The organism is Candidatus Burkholderia verschuerenii, from assembly GCF_001189365.1.
Lineage (GTDB): Bacteria > Pseudomonadota > Gammaproteobacteria > Burkholderiales > Burkholderiaceae > Caballeronia > Caballeronia verschuerenii.
Window position 1 is genome coordinate 1 of sequence record NZ_LFJJ01000122.1, and the last position, 16786, is coordinate 16786.

Consider the following 16786-nt stretch of genomic DNA (forward strand, 5'->3'; position numbering starts at 1 on the left):
TCAACGTCATGCCTCAACCTCTACTCGTGCGCTGCAGACCTGGCTGAGATGTGCGTTTACGTCTGCACCAGACTGCGTCGTTGGGTCCATTCCGGCAAATTCAATTTTGCAGGCCCGACTACGTATTTGTCTACGGCACGCTGCGCGCGGGCGAAATCAACGATATCAACCGCGCGGCGGAGCGTCACGGCATCGCGAAGCCGGCGTGCATCGGCGCGGCTTACGTGCGTGGGCGGCTATTCGATTTCGGCAGTTATCCGGGCTTGGTGCTCGACGATCAGGCCGCGCCGGTGCGCGGCGACGTCTACGAAATCGAGGATGCGCTCGTTCCGGTGCTCGACGAAATCGAGGAGGTGTATCCGGGCGTGGAGGGCTTGTTTCGCGCGCATCGCCTGCATGTGCAGGTTGCGTTGGAGGACGCGCACACGGACATCGATTGTCTGATCTATCCGGTGGCGGAATCCGCGGTGAATGGTCTGACGCGGATTGAAGGCGGCGACTGGGTGGAACATCGCATATCGCGCGGGTAAAACGACGTCACCGCCCGACGATGCGGACGGCGACGCGATCGAAGCATTAGTGAAGCGCGAAAGCTTACTGGCTTGCGCCGCTGCTCATCGGCTTGCCGTGCTTCTTGTGATGCATCGACTTGTGCGACGGCATCGATTGCATGTTCTGCATGCTGTCCTGTTGCTGCGACAGAGCCTGCGCACGCTGCTCGATGTCGGCGATTTTGGCGGGATCGGTGCTCATGGTCACGCCTTGATCGCTCTGCGCGTATGCGCCGGCGATCGCACCAAGGGACAACAAAAGAGCCAGGGACACTTTCTTCATTGTTACCTCCTAATTAGCAGTTGAACCCGGGAATCGCCTGTCCGATCCGGTTGGAAACCCTTCAGGTGTGAGCAAAAAACGCTCCTGCCGACCTTTCCGCGCAAACGTTCGCGCAGCGAGGTGCGCAATAAAATTGCGCGATGCCTGGCGAACGGATGCGTTATGCCGAAAGGTCAGACTCCCCATGATAGGACGAGATTCGGTCAAGGGTATGTCGGCGCGCACGATCCCGGTAGTCTCGTGACCGCATCGATCATAGCGGCGGCGATTTACTTCAGTGTCCTGATCATCGATTTTTCGGACAGCCGGACAGCACGGCGCCGATGATTCGTTGCGCGCGATCAGTAAAAATTCAGTCAGTAAAGATTCAGCCAGCGCCACACGCGAAAGCGCACCATGCCGACCAGTTCATGCATGGCGACCTCGCTGTTCTCGAAGCTTCTGAAGCGCGGAATCACCGTCATATGATTGTGGCGCACGTCCGAAACGTAAGGCTGCGGATCGTAGCCGAACGCATGAAAGGCCGCGAGCGAGCGCCGCATGTGATAAGCCGAGGTGACGACGATCAAACCGTTGTCATGTGCATGTCCGACAATATCGGCTACGTTGCGGGCGTTCTGGTAAGTATCGAGGCTCTTGTTCTCGCGCGTCAGGTCCGCCGGATCGACGCCTTCGTTGATGACGTAGGGCGCGTAAATGTCGGCTTCTGCCTGTCCGTGATGCTGCGGATCGCCGCCGCTGAGAATCACCTTGCACGTCGCTCCGGATGCGCGGAACCGCATCCGGCTTCGGCGCGAGTTCCGAGCCGTTTTTGATGGTCCCGCCGCCCATCAGCACGATCGTCGTATTTCGCGCGAATGGCGGTTCACCGGTCTGCGCGTAGCCGTATTGTGCCCAATCGAGCAAAGGCGACGTCAACCAGCCCGCCCCGAATGCCCACGCCAACAGCACGACGATTACGCCAATTTGTGCGCGCCGGCGTCTCCAAAGCGCAAACAATGCAAAAAAAAGCAGCCATAAGGTGAATAGAACCAATTTGATTGGGGTAACGTATGGGTTTCAGGACAAACGGTTCCGTCATCGCGTGCTCGGGAACGCATCGGCGGGTGTCGCAGTAAAGCGCGCGATCAGCGCGTTCTCCACGGGGGCTTGTAATAGAAAGCAGCACCTAACGCAAGCGGTGGCCAAACATTCGAACTGCGTATGTCTGATCCGTCAGAGCGAAATTCGGCGCGCCGCGTTTAGTCGACGTCGTCGCGAGCTGGTTTGCGGCTGTCACGAGCGTCGTCATGGCTGCACAGGAAGAAACCACGAGATGACCACGTATTCTAACGAAGCCGTACTCGAAGCACTTCGCCGTGCGCAGTATCGTCAGGTTCCCTGGGCCAAGCGCCCGAATGTTTTCGCTCTCTTACGCGCGCTCGGCCTGCTCGAACTCGCGCGCCAGCGCACCGTCGCGCCCGCTCCCGGATTTCACGCACCCGTCGATATCGCCGTCGTCACCGAACGTGGCAAGCTCGAGTTTTCGCGGCTGTCGCGCGACGAACGCGCCATCGACTGGGATCTGAGGCGCACCGAGCCGTACTCGTTCGGCGGACAGGAAGCGGTTCTGGAGGCGCGCGTCTAGGCGCGCCAGGGACACAGGGGCGATCGTGATCGACCGGTAGCCGGTCGAGGGGATCGCTTTCGATTTCGCCTCATGTTGGCGGTCTGCGTGGGGAATTCATCGGACGAAAAAAAGCCCGCGTCGCGAGGACACGGGCAGACCGGATTCCACTGTTGCCATGCTGTGCTCATGGCAAAGAATGTGACCGCGATGCGCCGGAGTGGTTCCGTCGAACCCGGCGTAGACCGCATGCACTATTTTGGACGTCGGTGGTTAACGCCAATGAAGAACGTCAATGATGCGCCGGACGTTCGTCGCGATCGCCATCGGGCCGCACGCGTACGTTGCTGGCGATATCGCCGCGTAGATCGCCGCGCGGCGCGGGCGGCGTCATTTCATGCGCGCGCGCGACATCCTGCGCCGCACTGACCGATGCTTTCGTGGTGAGATGCAGATCCGGCGCGGGCGGCGGCTGTGCTGCGACCATCGCGCCCGCCAGCGCGCAAAAGGCGCCGGAAGCGAGCAGTGTCGATACCTTCATGGTGAGTGTCCTCAAGCTCTCGTGAAGCCTGTTCGTCACTCATCAAAGTAAGGCGAGCGGCATCTGACCGCTGTAAGCATTGGTAAAGAGTTGTTTCGCACCGCAACGCGACTGCCTAACACGCATACCGAATCGCATGCCGAAGCACACGGCGCGAGCGCCGTCACCGCATGCTCGCGCACGCGGCGGGATTCGAAGGGCAGACGGGAAGCGCGGGGCGAACCCCGGCGCGACAGATTCAGTGCGAAAGCGAAGCCGGCGCGGGTACCGCGTGGCCGGCTTCGGTGCGACGGGCGATGCTCAGGCCATCTTGGCCGGGGCGCGCCACGATTCCGGGTTGGTCCAGAACGCGCCGCGCAGACGATCGCGGCTCGGCGGAGCAGGCGGCTTGGCCGCGCTCGAACCGATGCGACCGCGCAGCGACACTTCGCGGCCGTTGCTCGACAGACGCTTCACGATTTCCGCGAGCGTGCCATCGGCTTGCCATTCGTCGAAACGGCGGCGGCAGGTGGGCGGCGAGGGATAACGGCCGGGCAGCTTCGACCAGCCTTCACCCGTGGACAGGACCCACAGCACGGCGTTGACGACCGAACGCGCTTCGACGCGCGGCCGACCGCGCCGTTCGCTGCGCGCCGGCTCGGAACAGAACAACGCCTCAACCAGCGCCCACTCGTTATCTCTCAAATCGTCGAACAGCACCATATCTCACCTCAGCGAAGCTAACCCCGGTGCGCTGCCCCGCGCACTCTGGTCGGAATCCGATGAACGAATACCAGGAGAGATCGAAGCAGCCACGGCGAACGACTAAACGAAATGACCGCGTGACTCCGACCTCTGTGCGCAATGAAAAGCGAGAACCGTGCCATGTTGCTCCTGAAACCCGGGAGAGCGGCATGGCAGTAGGCTGACGCGATGTCAGCATGGTCCGTATGAGACCCGAATTGGATTGATTAATAAATCGGGACAATCACCAATTAAGTGCAACAGGCCCATCCAGCGTGCGTTTGGACGCTTTTGTTGCACAGCAGCGAAACGCTAGTTCGCCAAGCTTTTCCTCCATTCGGGCGATATCATTCCGCATGAAACAGCTTCATTAATGAGCGAACGATATGAATGCGCCGTTGAATGTGACCTTGCGGCAGTTGCGGGTGTTTATCGAGGTATCGCGGCTATGCAGCTTCAGCCGCGCGGGCGACGAGATCGGCCTGACGCAATCGGCCGTGAGCCGCTGCGTGCGCGAGCTGGAGGGCGAAATCGGTCTCAAGCTGATCGATCGCACGACGCGCGACGTGCAATTGACCGACGTCGGCACGAATCTCGTCGGCACGGTTTCGCGTCTGCTCGCCGATCTCGACGAAGCGCTGCGGGAAGCGCGCGATCTTGGCCAACAAAAGCGCGGACGCGTGATCGTCGCGGCGAGTCCGACGGTCGCGTGCCGGCTGATGCCGCGCGTCATCGCGGCGTGCCTCGCGCAGTTTCCTTTGGTTACGATGATTCTTCGCGACGACGTCCAGTCCGACGTGTTGCGCAAGGTCAAGTCGGGCGAAGTCGATTTCGGCGTGGTGATCGGGCCGTTTTCGTCGGATGATTTGATCGGCACGCCGGTGATGACCGATTCCTTCTGTCTGGTCGCGCGGCGCGATCATCCGCTGGCGCGCGAGAAGGCGGTGCCGTGGGCGGCGCTCGCAGGCGAACGTCTCGTGATGCTCGATTACGCATCCGGCAGCCGCCCGATCATCGATTCGGTGATGCAGGAGCACGGCGTCGAGGCGAATGTCGTGCAGGAACTCGGGCATTCGGCGACCGTGTTCGGGCTGGTCGAGGCGGGCGTCGGCGTGAGCGTGCTGCCGTGGCTGGCGTTGCCGCTGCCGGCGGATTCGTCGCTGGTCGCGCTGCCGCTCGAGCCGCGCGCGGAACGCACCGTCGAACTCGTGCGCCGACGCGATCGCTCGCTGTCGCCGGCGGCCGAATCGGTGTGGTCGCTGATCGCCGCGCTGCCGGCGCGCGCCGAGGAACTCGACTGAGCGCATCGGCCGTCGCGACATCTCGAAAACGTCGCGCGCACGTTAGACTTCATATTTTTTCGACGAGAGCGAGGCGATGAGCGAATCGGCGGGCGCGGTGAGCGCTGAACTGGGTCAACTGACAGGCGCGCTTGCATCGGGTGCATCGGGCGCGCCCAACGCACGCGATGCGGTGCGCGCGCTGCGTCCTTCGCAGATCCGCGAAGTGGCGAACGCCGGTTTCGGCGTGCCCGACGTGCTGCCGTTCTGGTTCGGCGAATCGGATCGCGTGACGCCGCCGTTCATTCGCGATGCCGCGCGCCGCGCGCTCGCCGACGGCGCGACCTTCTACACGCACAACCTGGGCATCGCGCCGCTGCGGGAAGCGCTCGGGCGCTATGTCGGCGGCCTGCACGGCGCGACGTCGGCGGACCATATCGCGGTGACGAGCGCGGGCGTGAATGCGCTGATGCTGGCCGCGCAGATGGTCGTCGGCGCGGGCGATCGCGTGGTCGCCGTCACGCCGCTGTGGCCGAATCTGGTCGAGATTCCAAAGATCCTCGGCGCCAGCGTCGAAACCGAATCGCTGACGTATGGCAAGGACGGCTGGACGCTCGATCTCGATCGTCTGCTCGCCGCGCTCACGCCCGCCACGCGCATGCTGATGATCAACTCGCCGAACAACCCGACCGGCTGGACGATGACGCGCGAGCAGCAGCGCACCGTCCTGGAGCACTGCCGGCGGCACGGCATCTGGATCGTCGCCGACGAAGTCTACGAGCGGCTCTATTACGGCGAGCACGGACGCGTCGCGCCGTCGTTCCTCGATCTCGCCACCCGCGACGAACGCGTGATCGCGGTCAACTCGTTTTCCAAAGCCTGGCTGATGACCGGCTGGCGGCTCGGCTGGCTGGTCGTGCCGACGCGTCTGATGGACGACCTCGGCAAGCTGGTGGAATACAACACGTCGTGCGCGCCGTCGTTCGTGCAGCAGGCGGGCATCGTCGCGGTCGAGGAAGGCGAGACCTTCACGCGCGCGCTCGTCGTCGATCTGCACGCCAGCCGCGATCATCTGGTCCGCGCGCTGCAATCGATCGACGGCGTCGACGTCCGCGCCCCGGATGGCGCGATGTATCTGTTCTTCTCGCTGCCTGGCGCGAAACACAGTCTCGATCTGTGCAAGCGGCTGGTGCGTGAGGCGCAACTGGGCGTGGCGCCGGGCAGCGCGTTCGGCGACGAAGGCGAGGGTTTCGTGCGCTGGTGCTACGCCTGCGATCCCGCGCGTCTCGATATCGGTGTGGAGCGGCTGCGCGCTTTCCTCACCGCCAATGCAGGCGCCTGAGACGCCGCGCGCGGCGTCGGGCCGCATCGATCGAAGTGAGTCCGACGCCGATATTTGATTCACCTTTACGCCCCGGTCCTTTTTGCGTAATATGGCGCTCGGTCACGCGCTTTCGTTCAGGAAAGCGCCACCTCGTCCGGCTGGATGGCCCGGCGGTTCGCTCATCGATCGCCCGATATCGCCTCTCCCCGGTGCGTGCTCCCAATCAATATGACCGATCAGAAATCGGGCGAGCGCGTCTTGATACTCCGCGTCCAGGTTTTACTTCTGCAGCGCTGCATCGTGGCGCTCGAACCTGCTTAAGCTCGATTCGTATCGGATCATTGACCATAAAAGGTTGGTCCAAGCTGCATGAATACTCAAGAGGCGAAAATCGTCCTCGAGACTGCATTGATTTGCGCGCAGGAGCCGCTGCGGCTGGGTGATTTGCGCAAGCTGTTCGCCGACGACATTTCGGCGGATACGGTTCGTACCTTGCTCGAAGGCCTGCAGGCCGACTGGTCGGGCCGTGGCGTCGAACTGGTCGCGCTGGCGACGGGCTGGCGGTTTCAGAGCAAGCCGGCAATGCGGAGTTATCTCGACCGCCTGCATCCGGAAAAGCCGCCGAAATACTCGCGCGCCGTGCTCGAAACGCTGGCAATCATTGCTTATCGGCAGCCGGTTACGCGCGGCGATATCGAAGAGATTCGCGGCGTGACGGTGAACACGCAAGTCGTCAAGCAGCTGGAGGACCGTGGCTGGATCGAGGTGATCGGCCATCGCGACGTGCCGGGGCGTCCGGCGCTCTACGCGACGACCAAGCAGTTCCTCGACGATCTCGGCCTGACCGCGCTCGACGAACTGCCCGCGCTGGACAGCCCGCCCGCGCAATTCGAAGCCGCCCTGCTCGCGCAGCATTCGATCGAATTTCCGGAAGGCGTCGCGCCTCAGATCGCGACGAACGGGGAACATGACGCGGTCGCGCCAGTCAACGCGGAAGCGGCGGCCGAAATATCGCAGCCGCACGCGGCAGGCGAGCCGGCAGCCGAATCGGCAGCCGATCCGGCTCGATCGCAGGACGAGCAGGACCAAACAGTACAGAACGAAGGGCTCGGAACGGATCGTGCGGAGACGCATGCAGTTGCGGAAGCTACGGCGGATACGCCGCCGGCCGACGCTGCATCTCCCGCGCAGTTGCCGACGGCGCCTGACGCCCGAGAGGACCACGATGCGCCGGCCGAAGCCGCGCACGATGTCAGCCCCGAGCCGGCGGCGGCCGATGGCGAACCCGGCGCCGATTCTCCGTCGGAGCCCATCGAGCGCGACGACGAACTCGACGACGACGATTCCGAAGAACCGAGGGCGCGACGCGCCTGATTTCAGAAACATTTGCATAGCCCCTGACCGGCAAACCGGCTCTCCAAAAAATGATTTCGAGAGACGACCAGCCGGCCCGGTCAGCGGAAATTTTTGACGCGCCCGCGATGGGCGCGCGATTCGACATTTGAGGTTGTTTTGACACACTCCCACGACAGCGATTCGCCTGATTCCGCGCGCCCCGTGCACGCCGCGGACGCATCTGAGTCGGCCGACGCCGGCGAACGCACGCGCGATGAGCGCATCGACGAGAACGGCGAGGGCGACGATCGTCCGCGTCGCGGCTTGCGCCGAAGCCCGCGCAGCCTGATCGCGCGCCGTCGCGCTGTCGCCAAGACCAAGGGCGCCGAGGGTGCGCCCGCGCCAGCCGGGGCCGTCAACGAGACGCCGCCGGATGGCGTGGTGGTCGCGCAGGTGCGCATGCCGCGCAAGGAAGCCGCCGCCAAGACGCCGCGTGCGCCGCGTGCGCCGAAGGAAGCGGGCGAAGACGCGCCGAGCGCTCGCAAGAGTCCGCGCCGCCCGCGTGAAGCCGTGGAAGGCGCGGTCGAGGCCGCAGCGAATGTGGCCGAGACGCCAAGCGAATCGACTGCCCAGCCGCCGCGCGACAACGCCCGCCGCAAGGGCCCGCAGCAGAAGCGCGGCAAGCGCAACGACGCGACGCCGGCCAACGCCGCCGAGACGTCCGCGTCGCCCGCTGGCGACGACCTGTTCTCCTACGTCACTTCGCTCGCATTCGACGCCGACAACGCCGCCGGCGTGCGCGCGCCGATGCTGCGCCGTGGCCACAACGCGCCGACGCAAAAGCGCGTGCTCGAACCGGACGACGACGCGCCGAAGCTCCACAAGGTGCTCGCCGACGCGGGCATGGGTTCGCGCCGCGACATGGAAGAGCTGATCGTCGCGGGCCGCGTGTCGGTGAACGGCGAGCCTGCGCACATCGGCCAACGCATTTTGCCGACCGATCAGGTTCGCATCAACGGCAAGCCGATCAAGCGCAAGCCGTCGTCGAAGCCGCCGCGCATTCTGCTGTATCACAAGCCGACCGGCGAGATCGTCAGCCACGCGGATCCGGAAGGCCGTCCGTCCGTGTTCGACAAGCTGCCGTCGATGAAAACCGCCAAGTGGCTCGCCGTCGGCCGTCTCGACTTCAACACCGAAGGCCTGCTGCTGCTGACGACGTCGGGCGATCTGGCGAACCGCTTCATGCATCCGCGTTACAGCGTCGAGCGTGAATATGCGGTGCGCGTGGTCGGCCAGTTGTCGGAAGGGATGAAGCAGAAGCTGCTCAAGGGCGTCGAACTCGACGACGGTTCGGCCAACTTCCTGCGTATTCAGGACGGCGGCGGCGAAGGCACGAATCACTGGTATCACGTCGCGCTGGCGGAAGGCCGCAATCGCGAAGTGCGCCGGATGTTCGAAGCGGCCGGCCTGATGGTCAGCCGTCTGATCCGCACGCGTCACGGTCCGATCGCGTTGCCGCGCGGCCTCAAGCGCGGCCGTTGGGAAGAGCTCGAGGACAATCAGGTGCGCAGCCTGTTGGCATCCGTCGGGCTGAAGGTGCCGACCGCCGAGAAGGGCGGCCGGAGCGCCGCGCCGCGCACGCAACCCGATCCGATGCAGACGTCGATGGGCTTCATCACTCGCGAACCGGTGCTCAGCTCGCACTCGCGGATGGCGCAACGCACGCCGGGTACCGGCGGCGGACGCCGTGGCGCATCGTCGGGCGGCATGGGCGGTTCGTTCGGTCTCGGCGGCGGAATGGGCGGCGCGGGCACGGGTGGATTCGGCGGCGGCAACACGGGCGGCAACGGCCGTTGCGGCCGCGAAGTCAACGGCAACCGCATCGGCAACGAGCCGAACGGCAATCGCGCGAACAACGGTCGCGGCGGTCCGCGCGGTGGCGCGCGGGCGCAGGGCGGCCCGCAGAACGCAGGCGGGACCGGCGGCGCAGGCAAGCGCGCGATGGGCGGCGGCAACGGCCAGCCGCGCGGCAATCGCCAGGGCGGCCAGGGCAAGCCGGGCGGCGCGAATCGCGGACAGCGCAATCGCACGCGCGGGCATTGAGCCTTCGTTGATCCGTCGCTGAGCGGCTGGAATGCTCGATCAGGCCGAAGATGGCAATCGCCCTTCGGCCTGTTTTCAAAAGAGTGCGCGTAGCCTGACCGGTTTGCCAAAAAATGATGTCATCGCACGCAAAACGGGTGCTAACGGTCCGAAACGGGGCCGCTACGTTTGCGTTTATCGCAAAAAATGGCTAAAATCATGAAGTAGCTGGGCACGTAGTTTTATTTTGCTGCCCGGGTGCGACCTCGGTTGAAAAAGATGGGCATTGGCCCATTTTTTTTTTTTTTTGGCTTTTCGGTTCGGCATCTCGGGAGCAGGGGTGCGCGCCCGCAGGAGAGGCGCTCGCCCGCAGGTGTTTCGGCGTGAGCGCGCGAACACCTTGGAGTTACTGTGCAACTGACGGAACTGATTGAAACCACGGTCTCGGGCCTGGGCTACGAGCTTGTCGATCTCGAACGTGCGGGAGGCGGCATGCTGCGTATCTACATCGACCAGCCGGCCGGCATCGCCATCGAAGACTGCGAGAAGGTCACGCGTCAGCTCCAGTATGTGCTCGAAGTCGAGAATATCGATTACGACCGGCTCGAAGTGTCGTCGCCGGGGCTCGACCGTCCGCTCAAGAAGCTGACCGATTTCGAGCGCTTCGCCGGAAACGAAGTGGTCATCACCTTGAAGAAGCCGCTGGACGGGCGCAAGTCGTACCGCGGCATTCTGCACGCCCCCGAGGGCGACACCATCGGATTGGAATTTGAAGGGAAGGACGGCGCCGCGATGCTTGATTTCACGCTCGCGGACCTCGATAAAGCACGTCTCGTCCCCAAAGTTGACTTTAGGAGCCGCAAACAATGAGTCGCGAAGTTTTGATGCTGGCGGATGCGCTGGCGCGCGAAAAGAACGTCAACAAGGACGTGGTGTACGCAGCACTGGAAGCCGCACTGGCTTCGGCAACGAAAAAGCTGTTCGAGGAAGACGTCGATATCCGCGTCGCGATCGACCGTGAAAGCGGCGAACACGAAACCTTCCGCCGCTGGCGCGTGGTGCCGGACGAAGCCGGTCTGCAAGAGCCGGATCAGGAAATCCTGCTGTTCGAAGCGAAGGAACAGAAGCCCGAAGCACAGGTGGACGATTTCATCGAAGAACCGATTCCGTCGATCGAATTCGGCCGTATCGGCGCGCAGGCCGCCAAGCAGGTCATCCTGCAGAAGGTGCGCGACGCCGAGCGCGAGCAGATCCTGAACGACTTCCTCGAGCACGGCGAAAAGATCATGACCGGCTCGGTCAAGCGTCTCGATAAGGGCAACTTCATCGTCGAATCGGGCCGTGTCGAAGCGCTCTTGCGCCGCGATCAGCTGATTCCGAAAGAAAACCTGCGCGTGGGCGATCGCGTGCGTGCGTATATCGCCAAGGTCGATCGCACGGCGCGCGGCCCGCAGATCGAACTGTCGCGTACCGCGCCCGAGTTCCTGATGAAGCTGTTCGAGCTCGAAGTGCCGGAAATCGAGCAGGGCCTGCTGGAAATCAAGGCGGCCGCGCGCGATCCCGGCGTGCGTGCGAAAATCGGTGTGATCGCCTATGACAAGCGGATCGATCCGATCGGCACCTGCGTGGGCATCCGCGGTTCGCGCGTGCAGGCGGTGCGCAACGAGCTCGGTGGCGAGAACGTGGACATCGTGCTATGGTCGAAAGATCCCGCGCAGTTCGTGATCGGCGCTCTCGCGCCGGCAGCCGTGCAGTCGATCGTCGTCGATGAAGAAAAGCACTCGATGGACGTCGTCGTCGACGAAAACGAACTCGCCGTCGCCATCGGCCGCGTCGGCCAGAACGTTCGGCTCGCAAGCGAGCTGACCGGCTGGCAGATCAACATCATGACGCCGGACGAATCGGCGATGAAGCAGAACGAAGAGCGCGGCAAGCTGCGCGATCTGTTCATGGCGCGTCTGGATGTGGACGAGGAAGTCGCCGACATCCTGATCGACGAAGGCTTCACGAGCCTCGAAGAAATCGCTTACGTGCCGCTCAACGAAATGCTCGAAATCGAAGCGTTCGACGAAGACACGGTGCACGAGCTGCGCAACCGCTCCCGCGACGCATTGCTGACGCAGGCCATCGCCAACGAAGAAAAGGTCGAAGGCGTCGCCCTCGATCTGAAAAGCCTCGACGGCATGGACAACGATCTGCTCGCGAAGCTGGCGGAGCACCAGATTCAGACCCGCGACGACCTCGCGGAGCTGGCAGTAGATGAATTGGTCGAAATGACCGGTATGCAAGAGGATGCCGCTAAGGTGTTGATCATGAAAGCACGTGAACACTGGTTCCAGTGAGAAATGACCATGGCGCACTGATATTTGGCGGCCCGTTCGGCCGCGTGACCCCGATCTAATCGCAAGGAAATGTCCTTGCACCAAGAGGAATGAATGGCGAGTAACAACGTAGCCCAATTTGCCGCGGAACTGAAAATGCCTGCAGGCGTGCTGCTGGAGCAACTGCAGGCGGCTGGCGTCCAGAAAGCGAGCGCGAACGACGACCTGTCCGAGACGGACAAGGCGCGTCTGCTCGATCATTTGCGTAAGTCGCACGGTTCCGCCGACGCCGACAAGCGCAAGATCACTCTGACCCGCCGGCATACGTCGGAAATCAAGCAATCCGACGCAACGGGTAAAGCTCGCACCATTCAGGTCGAGGTGCGCAAGAAGCGTGTGTTCGTGAAACGCGACGAAACCGGTGCTGAACAGCCGGAAGCCGCGACGAATCACGTCGAAGAGCCGGAAGTCGACGAGGCCGAACTCCAGCGCCGCGTGGAAGAAGCGCGTCTGGCCGCCGAGCAGCTCGAGCGCGAAGAGCGCGAGCTGAAGGAGCGTCAGGCGAAGCTCGAGCAGGAAGAAGCCGAGCGCTGCTCCCGCGAGGAAGCCGCCGAAGCCGAACGCAAGAAGCAGGAAGAAGAAGCGGCGCGCCGTGCGGCGGCCGCTGCCCAGGCTGCGGAAATCTCGCGTGCGGCGCAGGCCGCGCGTCAGGAAGCGCGCACTCAGGTGACGGCGGACGTCAAGGCTGAAGAAGCCAAGCCGGAACCGAAGGAAGACAACGCCGCCCGCGAAGCCGCGGAAAAGGCTGCCGAAGAGAAGGCCGCCAGCGAGCGTGCCGCGCAACGTGAAGCCGCGAAGAAGGCGGAAGAAGATGCGCGCGCCGCCTCCGAGAAGGCGCGTCTCGAACAGGAACAGATCGCGAAGCGTCGCGCGGCGGCCGAAGCCGAAGCGCGCGCCATCCGCGAAATGATGAACACGCCGCGCAAGGCGCAAGTGAAGGCGCCGGAACCGGCGCCTGTTGCGAAGCCGGCGGAAGCGGCGGCCAAGGCTGCCGAAGCGAAGGGTACGCTGCACAAGCCCGCGAAGCCGGAAGGCGCGCAGGCAGCGCGTCCGGCAGCGGCGGCGAAGAAGCCGGCCGCAGGCGGCGCGGCAGCACCGTCGTCGCCGGCTCCGGCCGGCGCCGGCGACAAGAAGAAGGCCGGCGGCAAGGGCGGCTGGTCGCAGGACGATGCATCGAAGCGTCGCGGCATGAAGACGCGCGGCGACTCCAGCGGCGGCGTCGATCGCGGCTGGCGCGGCGGTCCGAAGGGACGCGGCAAGCATCAGGATCAGACGTCGTTCCAGGCGCCGACCGAACCGATCATCCGCGAAGTGCACGTGCCGGAAACCATTTCGGTGGCGGATCTCGCGCACAAGATGTCGGTGAAGGCTTCGGAAGTCATCAAGGTGATGATGAAGCTCGGCCAGATGGTCACGATCAACCAGGTGCTGGACCAGGAAACGGCGATGATCGTCGTCGAGGAACTGGGCCATCGCGCGGTCGCGGCGAAGCTGGACGATCCGGAAGCGCTGCTGATCGAAGGCGAAGCCACCGAGGAAACGGCAGAAAAGCTGCCGCGTCCGCCGGTCGTCACCGTCATGGGTCACGTCGACCACGGCAAGACCTCGCTGCTAGACTACATCCGTCGCGCGAAAGTGGCGGCGGGCGAAGCGGGCGGCATTACGCAGCATATCGGCGCGTATCACGTCGATACGCCGCGTGGCGTCATCACCTTCCTCGACACGCCGGGTCACAAGGCCTTCACGGCCATGCGTGCGCGCGGTGCGAAGGCAACCGACATCGTCATTCTCGTGGTTGCAGCGGATGACGGCGTGATGCCGCAGACGAAGGAAGCGATCGCCCACGCGAAGGCGGGCGGCGTGCCGATCGTCGTCGCGATCAACAAGATCGACAAGCCGGATGCCAACCCGGACCGCGTGAAGCAGGAACTCGTCGCGGAAGGCGTGGTGCCGGAAGAGTACGGCGGCGATTCGCCGTTCCTCGAAGTGTCGGCGAAGACCGGCAAGGGCATCGACGATCTGCTGGAAAACGTGTCGCTGCAAGCCGAAGTGATGGAACTGACCGCGCCGGTGGAAGCCGCCGCGAAGGGTCTCGTCATCGAAGCCAAGCTGGACAAGGGCAAGGGCGCGGTCGCGACCATCCTCGTGCAGTCGGGTACGCTGAATCGCGGCGACGTGGTTCTGACGGGCAGCGCGTACGGTCGTGTGCGTGCAATGCTGGACGAGACCGGCAAGCCGACCAAGACGGCTGGTCCGTCGATCCCGGTGGAAATCCAGGGTCTGTCGGAAGTGCCGGCGGCGGGCGAGGAAGTCATCGTGTTGCCGGACGAGCGCAAGGCGCGCGAAATCGCGCTGTTCCGTCAGGGCAAGTTCCGCGACGTCAAGCTGGCCAAGCAGCAGGCCGCCAAGCTCGAAAACATGCTCGAGCAGATGGGCGAAGGCGAAGTGCAGAACCTGCCGCTTATCGTCAAGGCGGACGTGCAGGGCTCGCAGGAAGCGCTGGTTCAGTCGCTGCTCAAGCTGTCGACAAGCGAAGTGCGCGTGCAGATCGTGCACAGCGCGGTCGGCGCGATCAGCGAGTCGGACGTCAACCTGGCGACGGCATCGAAGGCGGTCATCATCGGCTTCAACACGCGTGCGGATGCTCAGGCGCGCAAGGTGGCCGAGGCGAACGGCATCGATATCCGCTACTACAACATTATCTATGACGCTGTGGATGAAGTGAAGGCGGCGATGTCGGGCATGCTGGCGCCGGAGAAGCGCGAGACGGTGACGGGCATGGTCGAGGTGCGTCAGGTCATCCGCGTGCCGAAGTTCGGCCTGATCGCGGGTTGTATGGTCACGGACGGCGTGGTCAAGCGTTCCTCGTCGGTGCGCGTGATCCGCAACAACGTTGTGATCCACACCGGCGAACTCGATTCGCTCAAGCGCTTCAAGGACGACGTTAAGGAAGTGCGTCAGGGCTTCGAATGCGGTATGTCGATCAAGAACTTCAGCGATATCGTCGAAGGCGATCAGTTCGAAGTCTTCGAAGTGACCGAAGTGGCTCGCACGCTGTAATGCGCTGAGCCGCTCGCAAGAGGGCGGGGTGGGCCGATCGGCTCGCTCCGCCCTTTTTGCTTGCAGCGGCCGCACAAGAGACAAGGAAACAACATCATGGCAAAACGACGGACATCCGCGAATCGCAACGTGCAGATCGCGGATCAGATTCAACGCGACCTTTCCGAACTGATGCGCGAAGTGAAAGACCCGCGCATCGGAATGGTGACGATTCAGAGCGTCGAGCTCACGCCCGACTACGCGCACGCGAAGGTCTATTTCACGACGCTGACCGGCGATCCGCAGCAGACGCAGGAAGGCCTCAACCACGCGGCGGGGCATCTGCATAACCTGCTGTTCAAGCGCCTGCATATTCATACGGTGCCGACGCTGCATTTCCATTACGACAAGACGATCGAGAAGGCCGTCGAGATGTCGCGTCTGATCGACGAGGCGAACGCCACGCGCGCGAAGGATGCCGACGACGATCAGGAAGGCGCGTAAATGAAGGGTGGCACGAAGATTCTGCGCCGCGCGCTGGATGGCGTGCTGTTGCTGGACAAGCCGCTCGGTTTGTCCAGCAACGACGCGCTGATCAAGGCGAAGCGGATTTATCTGGCGAAGAAGGCGGGCCACACGGGCACGCTCGATCCGCTGGCGACGGGTTTGCTGCCACTGTGCTTCGGCGAGGCGACGAAGTTTTCGCAAGACTTGCTCGAAGCCGACAAGACGTATGAAGCGACGATGCGCTTGGGCATCCGCACGACGACCGGCGATGCCGAAGGCGAAACCATCGATACGCGCGACGTCACATGCGACGAGCCAGCGGTCGTCGAAGCGATGACGCGCTTTCTTGGCGAGATCACGCAAGTTCCGCCGATGTATTCCGCGTTGAAGCGCGACGGCAAGCCGCTGTACGAGTACGCGCGCGCCGGGCAGACGGTCGAACGCGAAGGCCGTCAGGTGACGATTCACGCGTTGCAGATGATCGCGTGCGCGTTGCCGCTGGTGACGTTTCGCGTGACGTGCAGCAAGGGCACGTATGTGCGGACGCTGGCCGAGGATATCGGCGAAGTGCTTGGATGCGGGGCGCATTTGACGGCGTTGCGTCGCACGGGCGTGGGGGCGTTGACGCTGGAGCATGCTGTTACGCTCGACGCGCTCGCCTTACTCGATGAAGCTGCACGCGATGCGCGTCTGCAACCGGTGGATGCGCTGTTGTCCACGTTTCCCGCTGTTCGGCTTGATGACGAAGCGACTAAACGCTTTTTGCACGGGCAGCGGTTGCGGTTGGCTGATGTTGTCGGGACGCGGTTTGAAGATGGGCGTGTGCGGGTTTATGCACTGGACAGTGGGCGATTGCTTGGGGTCGCCATGGCGGGGGAAGGGGTGCTTGCTCCTGAGCGGCTTGTTGTTGCTTCTGGTGCTTAGTACTTGTCTAAGTATTTGATGTCGGGTCTGGTTCTGTTGTCGCTGGGTTTTATTCAGTAGCCGCCTCCCCGGCGGAGGGGTCACTTTCTTTGCGGCGGCAAAGAAAGTAACCAAAAAAAACCGCTTGGCCGATCCTAAGCACCTTCTTGAGCGGCCCCGGCACAGAACCTTAGACTTGGCACAGCGATAGCGAGTGTTCGCGGTAGTGTG

Annotated in this window: 16 protein-coding genes; 12 read left to right on the plus strand and 4 right to left on the minus strand. The window is 63.5% G+C overall.

The window, feature by feature from the left end; all coding sequences use genetic code 11:
* The first annotated feature begins 80 nt into the window (after window positions 1-80).
* Window positions 81-530, plus strand: a complete 450-nt coding sequence (locus tag BVER_RS18980) for a gamma-glutamylcyclotransferase family protein (protein WP_232316653.1) — start codon at window positions 81-83, stop codon at window positions 528-530.
* 64 nt (window positions 531-594) lie between these two features.
* Here BVER_RS18980 and BVER_RS18985 read toward each other — a convergent pair whose 3' ends face one another.
* Together BVER_RS18985 and BVER_RS34205 are read right to left on the minus strand one after the other, a co-directional pair.
* Window positions 595-834 carry a hypothetical protein gene (locus tag BVER_RS18985; RefSeq protein ID WP_050454631.1) on the minus strand — a complete coding sequence of 80 codons (240 nt, stop codon included), beginning with the start codon at window positions 832-834 and terminating at the stop codon, window positions 595-597.
* 356 nt (window positions 835-1190) lie between these two features.
* A complete protein-coding gene (locus BVER_RS34205) occupies window positions 1191-1583 on the minus strand; it encodes a YdcF family protein (RefSeq protein WP_232316654.1) in 393 nt (130 codons plus the stop codon).
* A gap of 566 nt (window positions 1584-2149) precedes the next feature.
* On the opposite strand from BVER_RS34205, the gene BVER_RS18995 reads away from it, so the two are divergent.
* Complete coding sequence (locus tag BVER_RS18995; protein WP_050454632.1) at window positions 2150-2461, plus strand: hypothetical protein; 312 nt, start codon at window positions 2150-2152, stop codon at window positions 2459-2461.
* Window positions 2462-2732: 271 nt separating this feature from the next.
* Here BVER_RS18995 and BVER_RS19000 read toward each other — a convergent pair whose 3' ends face one another.
* Window positions 2733-2981 carry a hypothetical protein gene (locus BVER_RS19000; protein ID WP_050454633.1) on the minus strand — a complete coding sequence of 83 codons (249 nt, stop codon included), beginning with the start codon at window positions 2979-2981 and terminating at the stop codon, window positions 2733-2735.
* Between the two features lie 300 nt (window positions 2982-3281).
* A complete protein-coding gene (locus BVER_RS19005) occupies window positions 3282-3683 on the minus strand; it encodes a transposase (RefSeq protein ID WP_050454634.1) in 402 nt (133 codons plus the stop codon).
* A gap of 419 nt (window positions 3684-4102) precedes the next feature.
* On the opposite strand from BVER_RS19005, the gene BVER_RS19010 reads away from it, so the two are divergent.
* From BVER_RS19010 to truB, 10 genes are all read left to right on the plus strand, one after another.
* Window positions 4103-5005: a LysR family transcriptional regulator gene (locus BVER_RS19010; protein WP_050454644.1), complete on the plus strand. Its 903-nt coding sequence runs from the start codon at window positions 4103-4105 to the stop codon at window positions 5003-5005.
* 76 nt (window positions 5006-5081) lie between these two features.
* Complete coding sequence (locus BVER_RS19015; protein ID WP_050454635.1) at window positions 5082-6326, plus strand: pyridoxal phosphate-dependent aminotransferase; 1245 nt, start codon at window positions 5082-5084, stop codon at window positions 6324-6326.
* Window positions 6327-6677: 351 nt separating this feature from the next.
* The gene (scpB, locus tag BVER_RS19020; RefSeq protein ID WP_050454636.1) at window positions 6678-7682 is read left to right on the plus strand and encodes an SMC-Scp complex subunit ScpB; all 1005 of its coding nucleotides are present in this window, start codon (window positions 6678-6680) and stop codon (window positions 7680-7682) included.
* Between the two features lie 183 nt (window positions 7683-7865).
* Window positions 7866-9746 (plus strand): 23S rRNA pseudouridine(2605) synthase RluB, encoded by a 1881-nt coding sequence (rluB, locus tag BVER_RS19025; RefSeq protein WP_370444268.1) that lies wholly within the window; start codon window positions 7866-7868, stop codon window positions 9744-9746.
* Window positions 9747-9777: 31 nt separating this feature from the next.
* The gene (locus BVER_RS31725; RefSeq protein WP_157056130.1) at window positions 9778-9948 is read left to right on the plus strand and encodes a hypothetical protein; all 171 of its coding nucleotides are present in this window, start codon (window positions 9778-9780) and stop codon (window positions 9946-9948) included.
* A 188-nt stretch (window positions 9949-10136) separates the two neighbouring features.
* Entirely contained in the window at window positions 10137-10595 is a 459-nt protein-coding gene (gene rimP, locus BVER_RS19030) for a ribosome maturation factor RimP (protein ID WP_050454638.1), read from the plus strand.
* Window positions 10592-12067, plus strand: a complete 1476-nt coding sequence (nusA, locus tag BVER_RS19035; RefSeq protein ID WP_050454639.1) for a transcription termination factor NusA — start codon at window positions 10592-10594, stop codon at window positions 12065-12067. Before rimP ends, nusA begins: the two co-directional genes overlap by 4 nt.
* A gap of 93 nt (window positions 12068-12160) precedes the next feature.
* Window positions 12161-15166, plus strand: a complete 3006-nt coding sequence (gene infB / locus BVER_RS19040; protein WP_050454640.1) for a translation initiation factor IF-2 — start codon at window positions 12161-12163, stop codon at window positions 15164-15166.
* A 96-nt stretch (window positions 15167-15262) separates the two neighbouring features.
* Complete coding sequence (rbfA, locus tag BVER_RS19045; RefSeq protein WP_050454641.1) at window positions 15263-15649, plus strand: 30S ribosome-binding factor RbfA; 387 nt, start codon at window positions 15263-15265, stop codon at window positions 15647-15649.
* Window positions 15650-16576: a tRNA pseudouridine(55) synthase TruB gene (gene truB, locus BVER_RS19050; RefSeq protein ID WP_050454642.1), complete on the plus strand. Its 927-nt coding sequence runs from the start codon at window positions 15650-15652 to the stop codon at window positions 16574-16576.
* The last annotated feature ends 210 nt before the right edge of the window (window positions 16577-16786 follow it).

Bases quoted from the DNA above. Each gene is read 5' to 3' on its own strand.
- BVER_RS18985 (WP_050454631.1), bottom strand. From the start codon at position 834: ATGAAGAAAGTGTCCCTGGCTCTTTTGTTGTCCCTTGGTGCGATCGCC.
- BVER_RS18995 (WP_050454632.1), top strand. From the start codon at position 2,150: ATGACCACGTATTCTAACGAAGCCGTACTCGAAGCACTTCGCCGTGCG.
- BVER_RS19000 (WP_050454633.1), bottom strand. From the start codon at position 2,981: ATGAAGGTATCGACACTGCTCGCTTCCGGCGCCTTTTGCGCGCTGGCG.
- BVER_RS19005 (WP_050454634.1), bottom strand. From the start codon at position 3,683: ATGGTGCTGTTCGACGATTTGAGAGATAACGAGTGGGCGCTGGTTGAG.
- BVER_RS19015 (WP_050454635.1), top strand. From the start codon at position 5,082: ATGAGCGAATCGGCGGGCGCGGTGAGCGCTGAACTGGGTCAACTGACA.
- scpB (WP_050454636.1), top strand. From the start codon at position 6,678: ATGAATACTCAAGAGGCGAAAATCGTCCTCGAGACTGCATTGATTTGC.
- BVER_RS31725 (WP_157056130.1), top strand. From the start codon at position 9,778: ATGCTCGATCAGGCCGAAGATGGCAATCGCCCTTCGGCCTGTTTTCAA.
- nusA (WP_050454639.1), top strand. From the start codon at position 10,592: ATGAGTCGCGAAGTTTTGATGCTGGCGGATGCGCTGGCGCGCGAAAAG.
- infB (WP_050454640.1), top strand. From the start codon at position 12,161: ATGGCGAGTAACAACGTAGCCCAATTTGCCGCGGAACTGAAAATGCCT.
- rbfA (WP_050454641.1), top strand. From the start codon at position 15,263: ATGGCAAAACGACGGACATCCGCGAATCGCAACGTGCAGATCGCGGAT.
- truB (WP_050454642.1), top strand. From the start codon at position 15,650: ATGAAGGGTGGCACGAAGATTCTGCGCCGCGCGCTGGATGGCGTGCTG.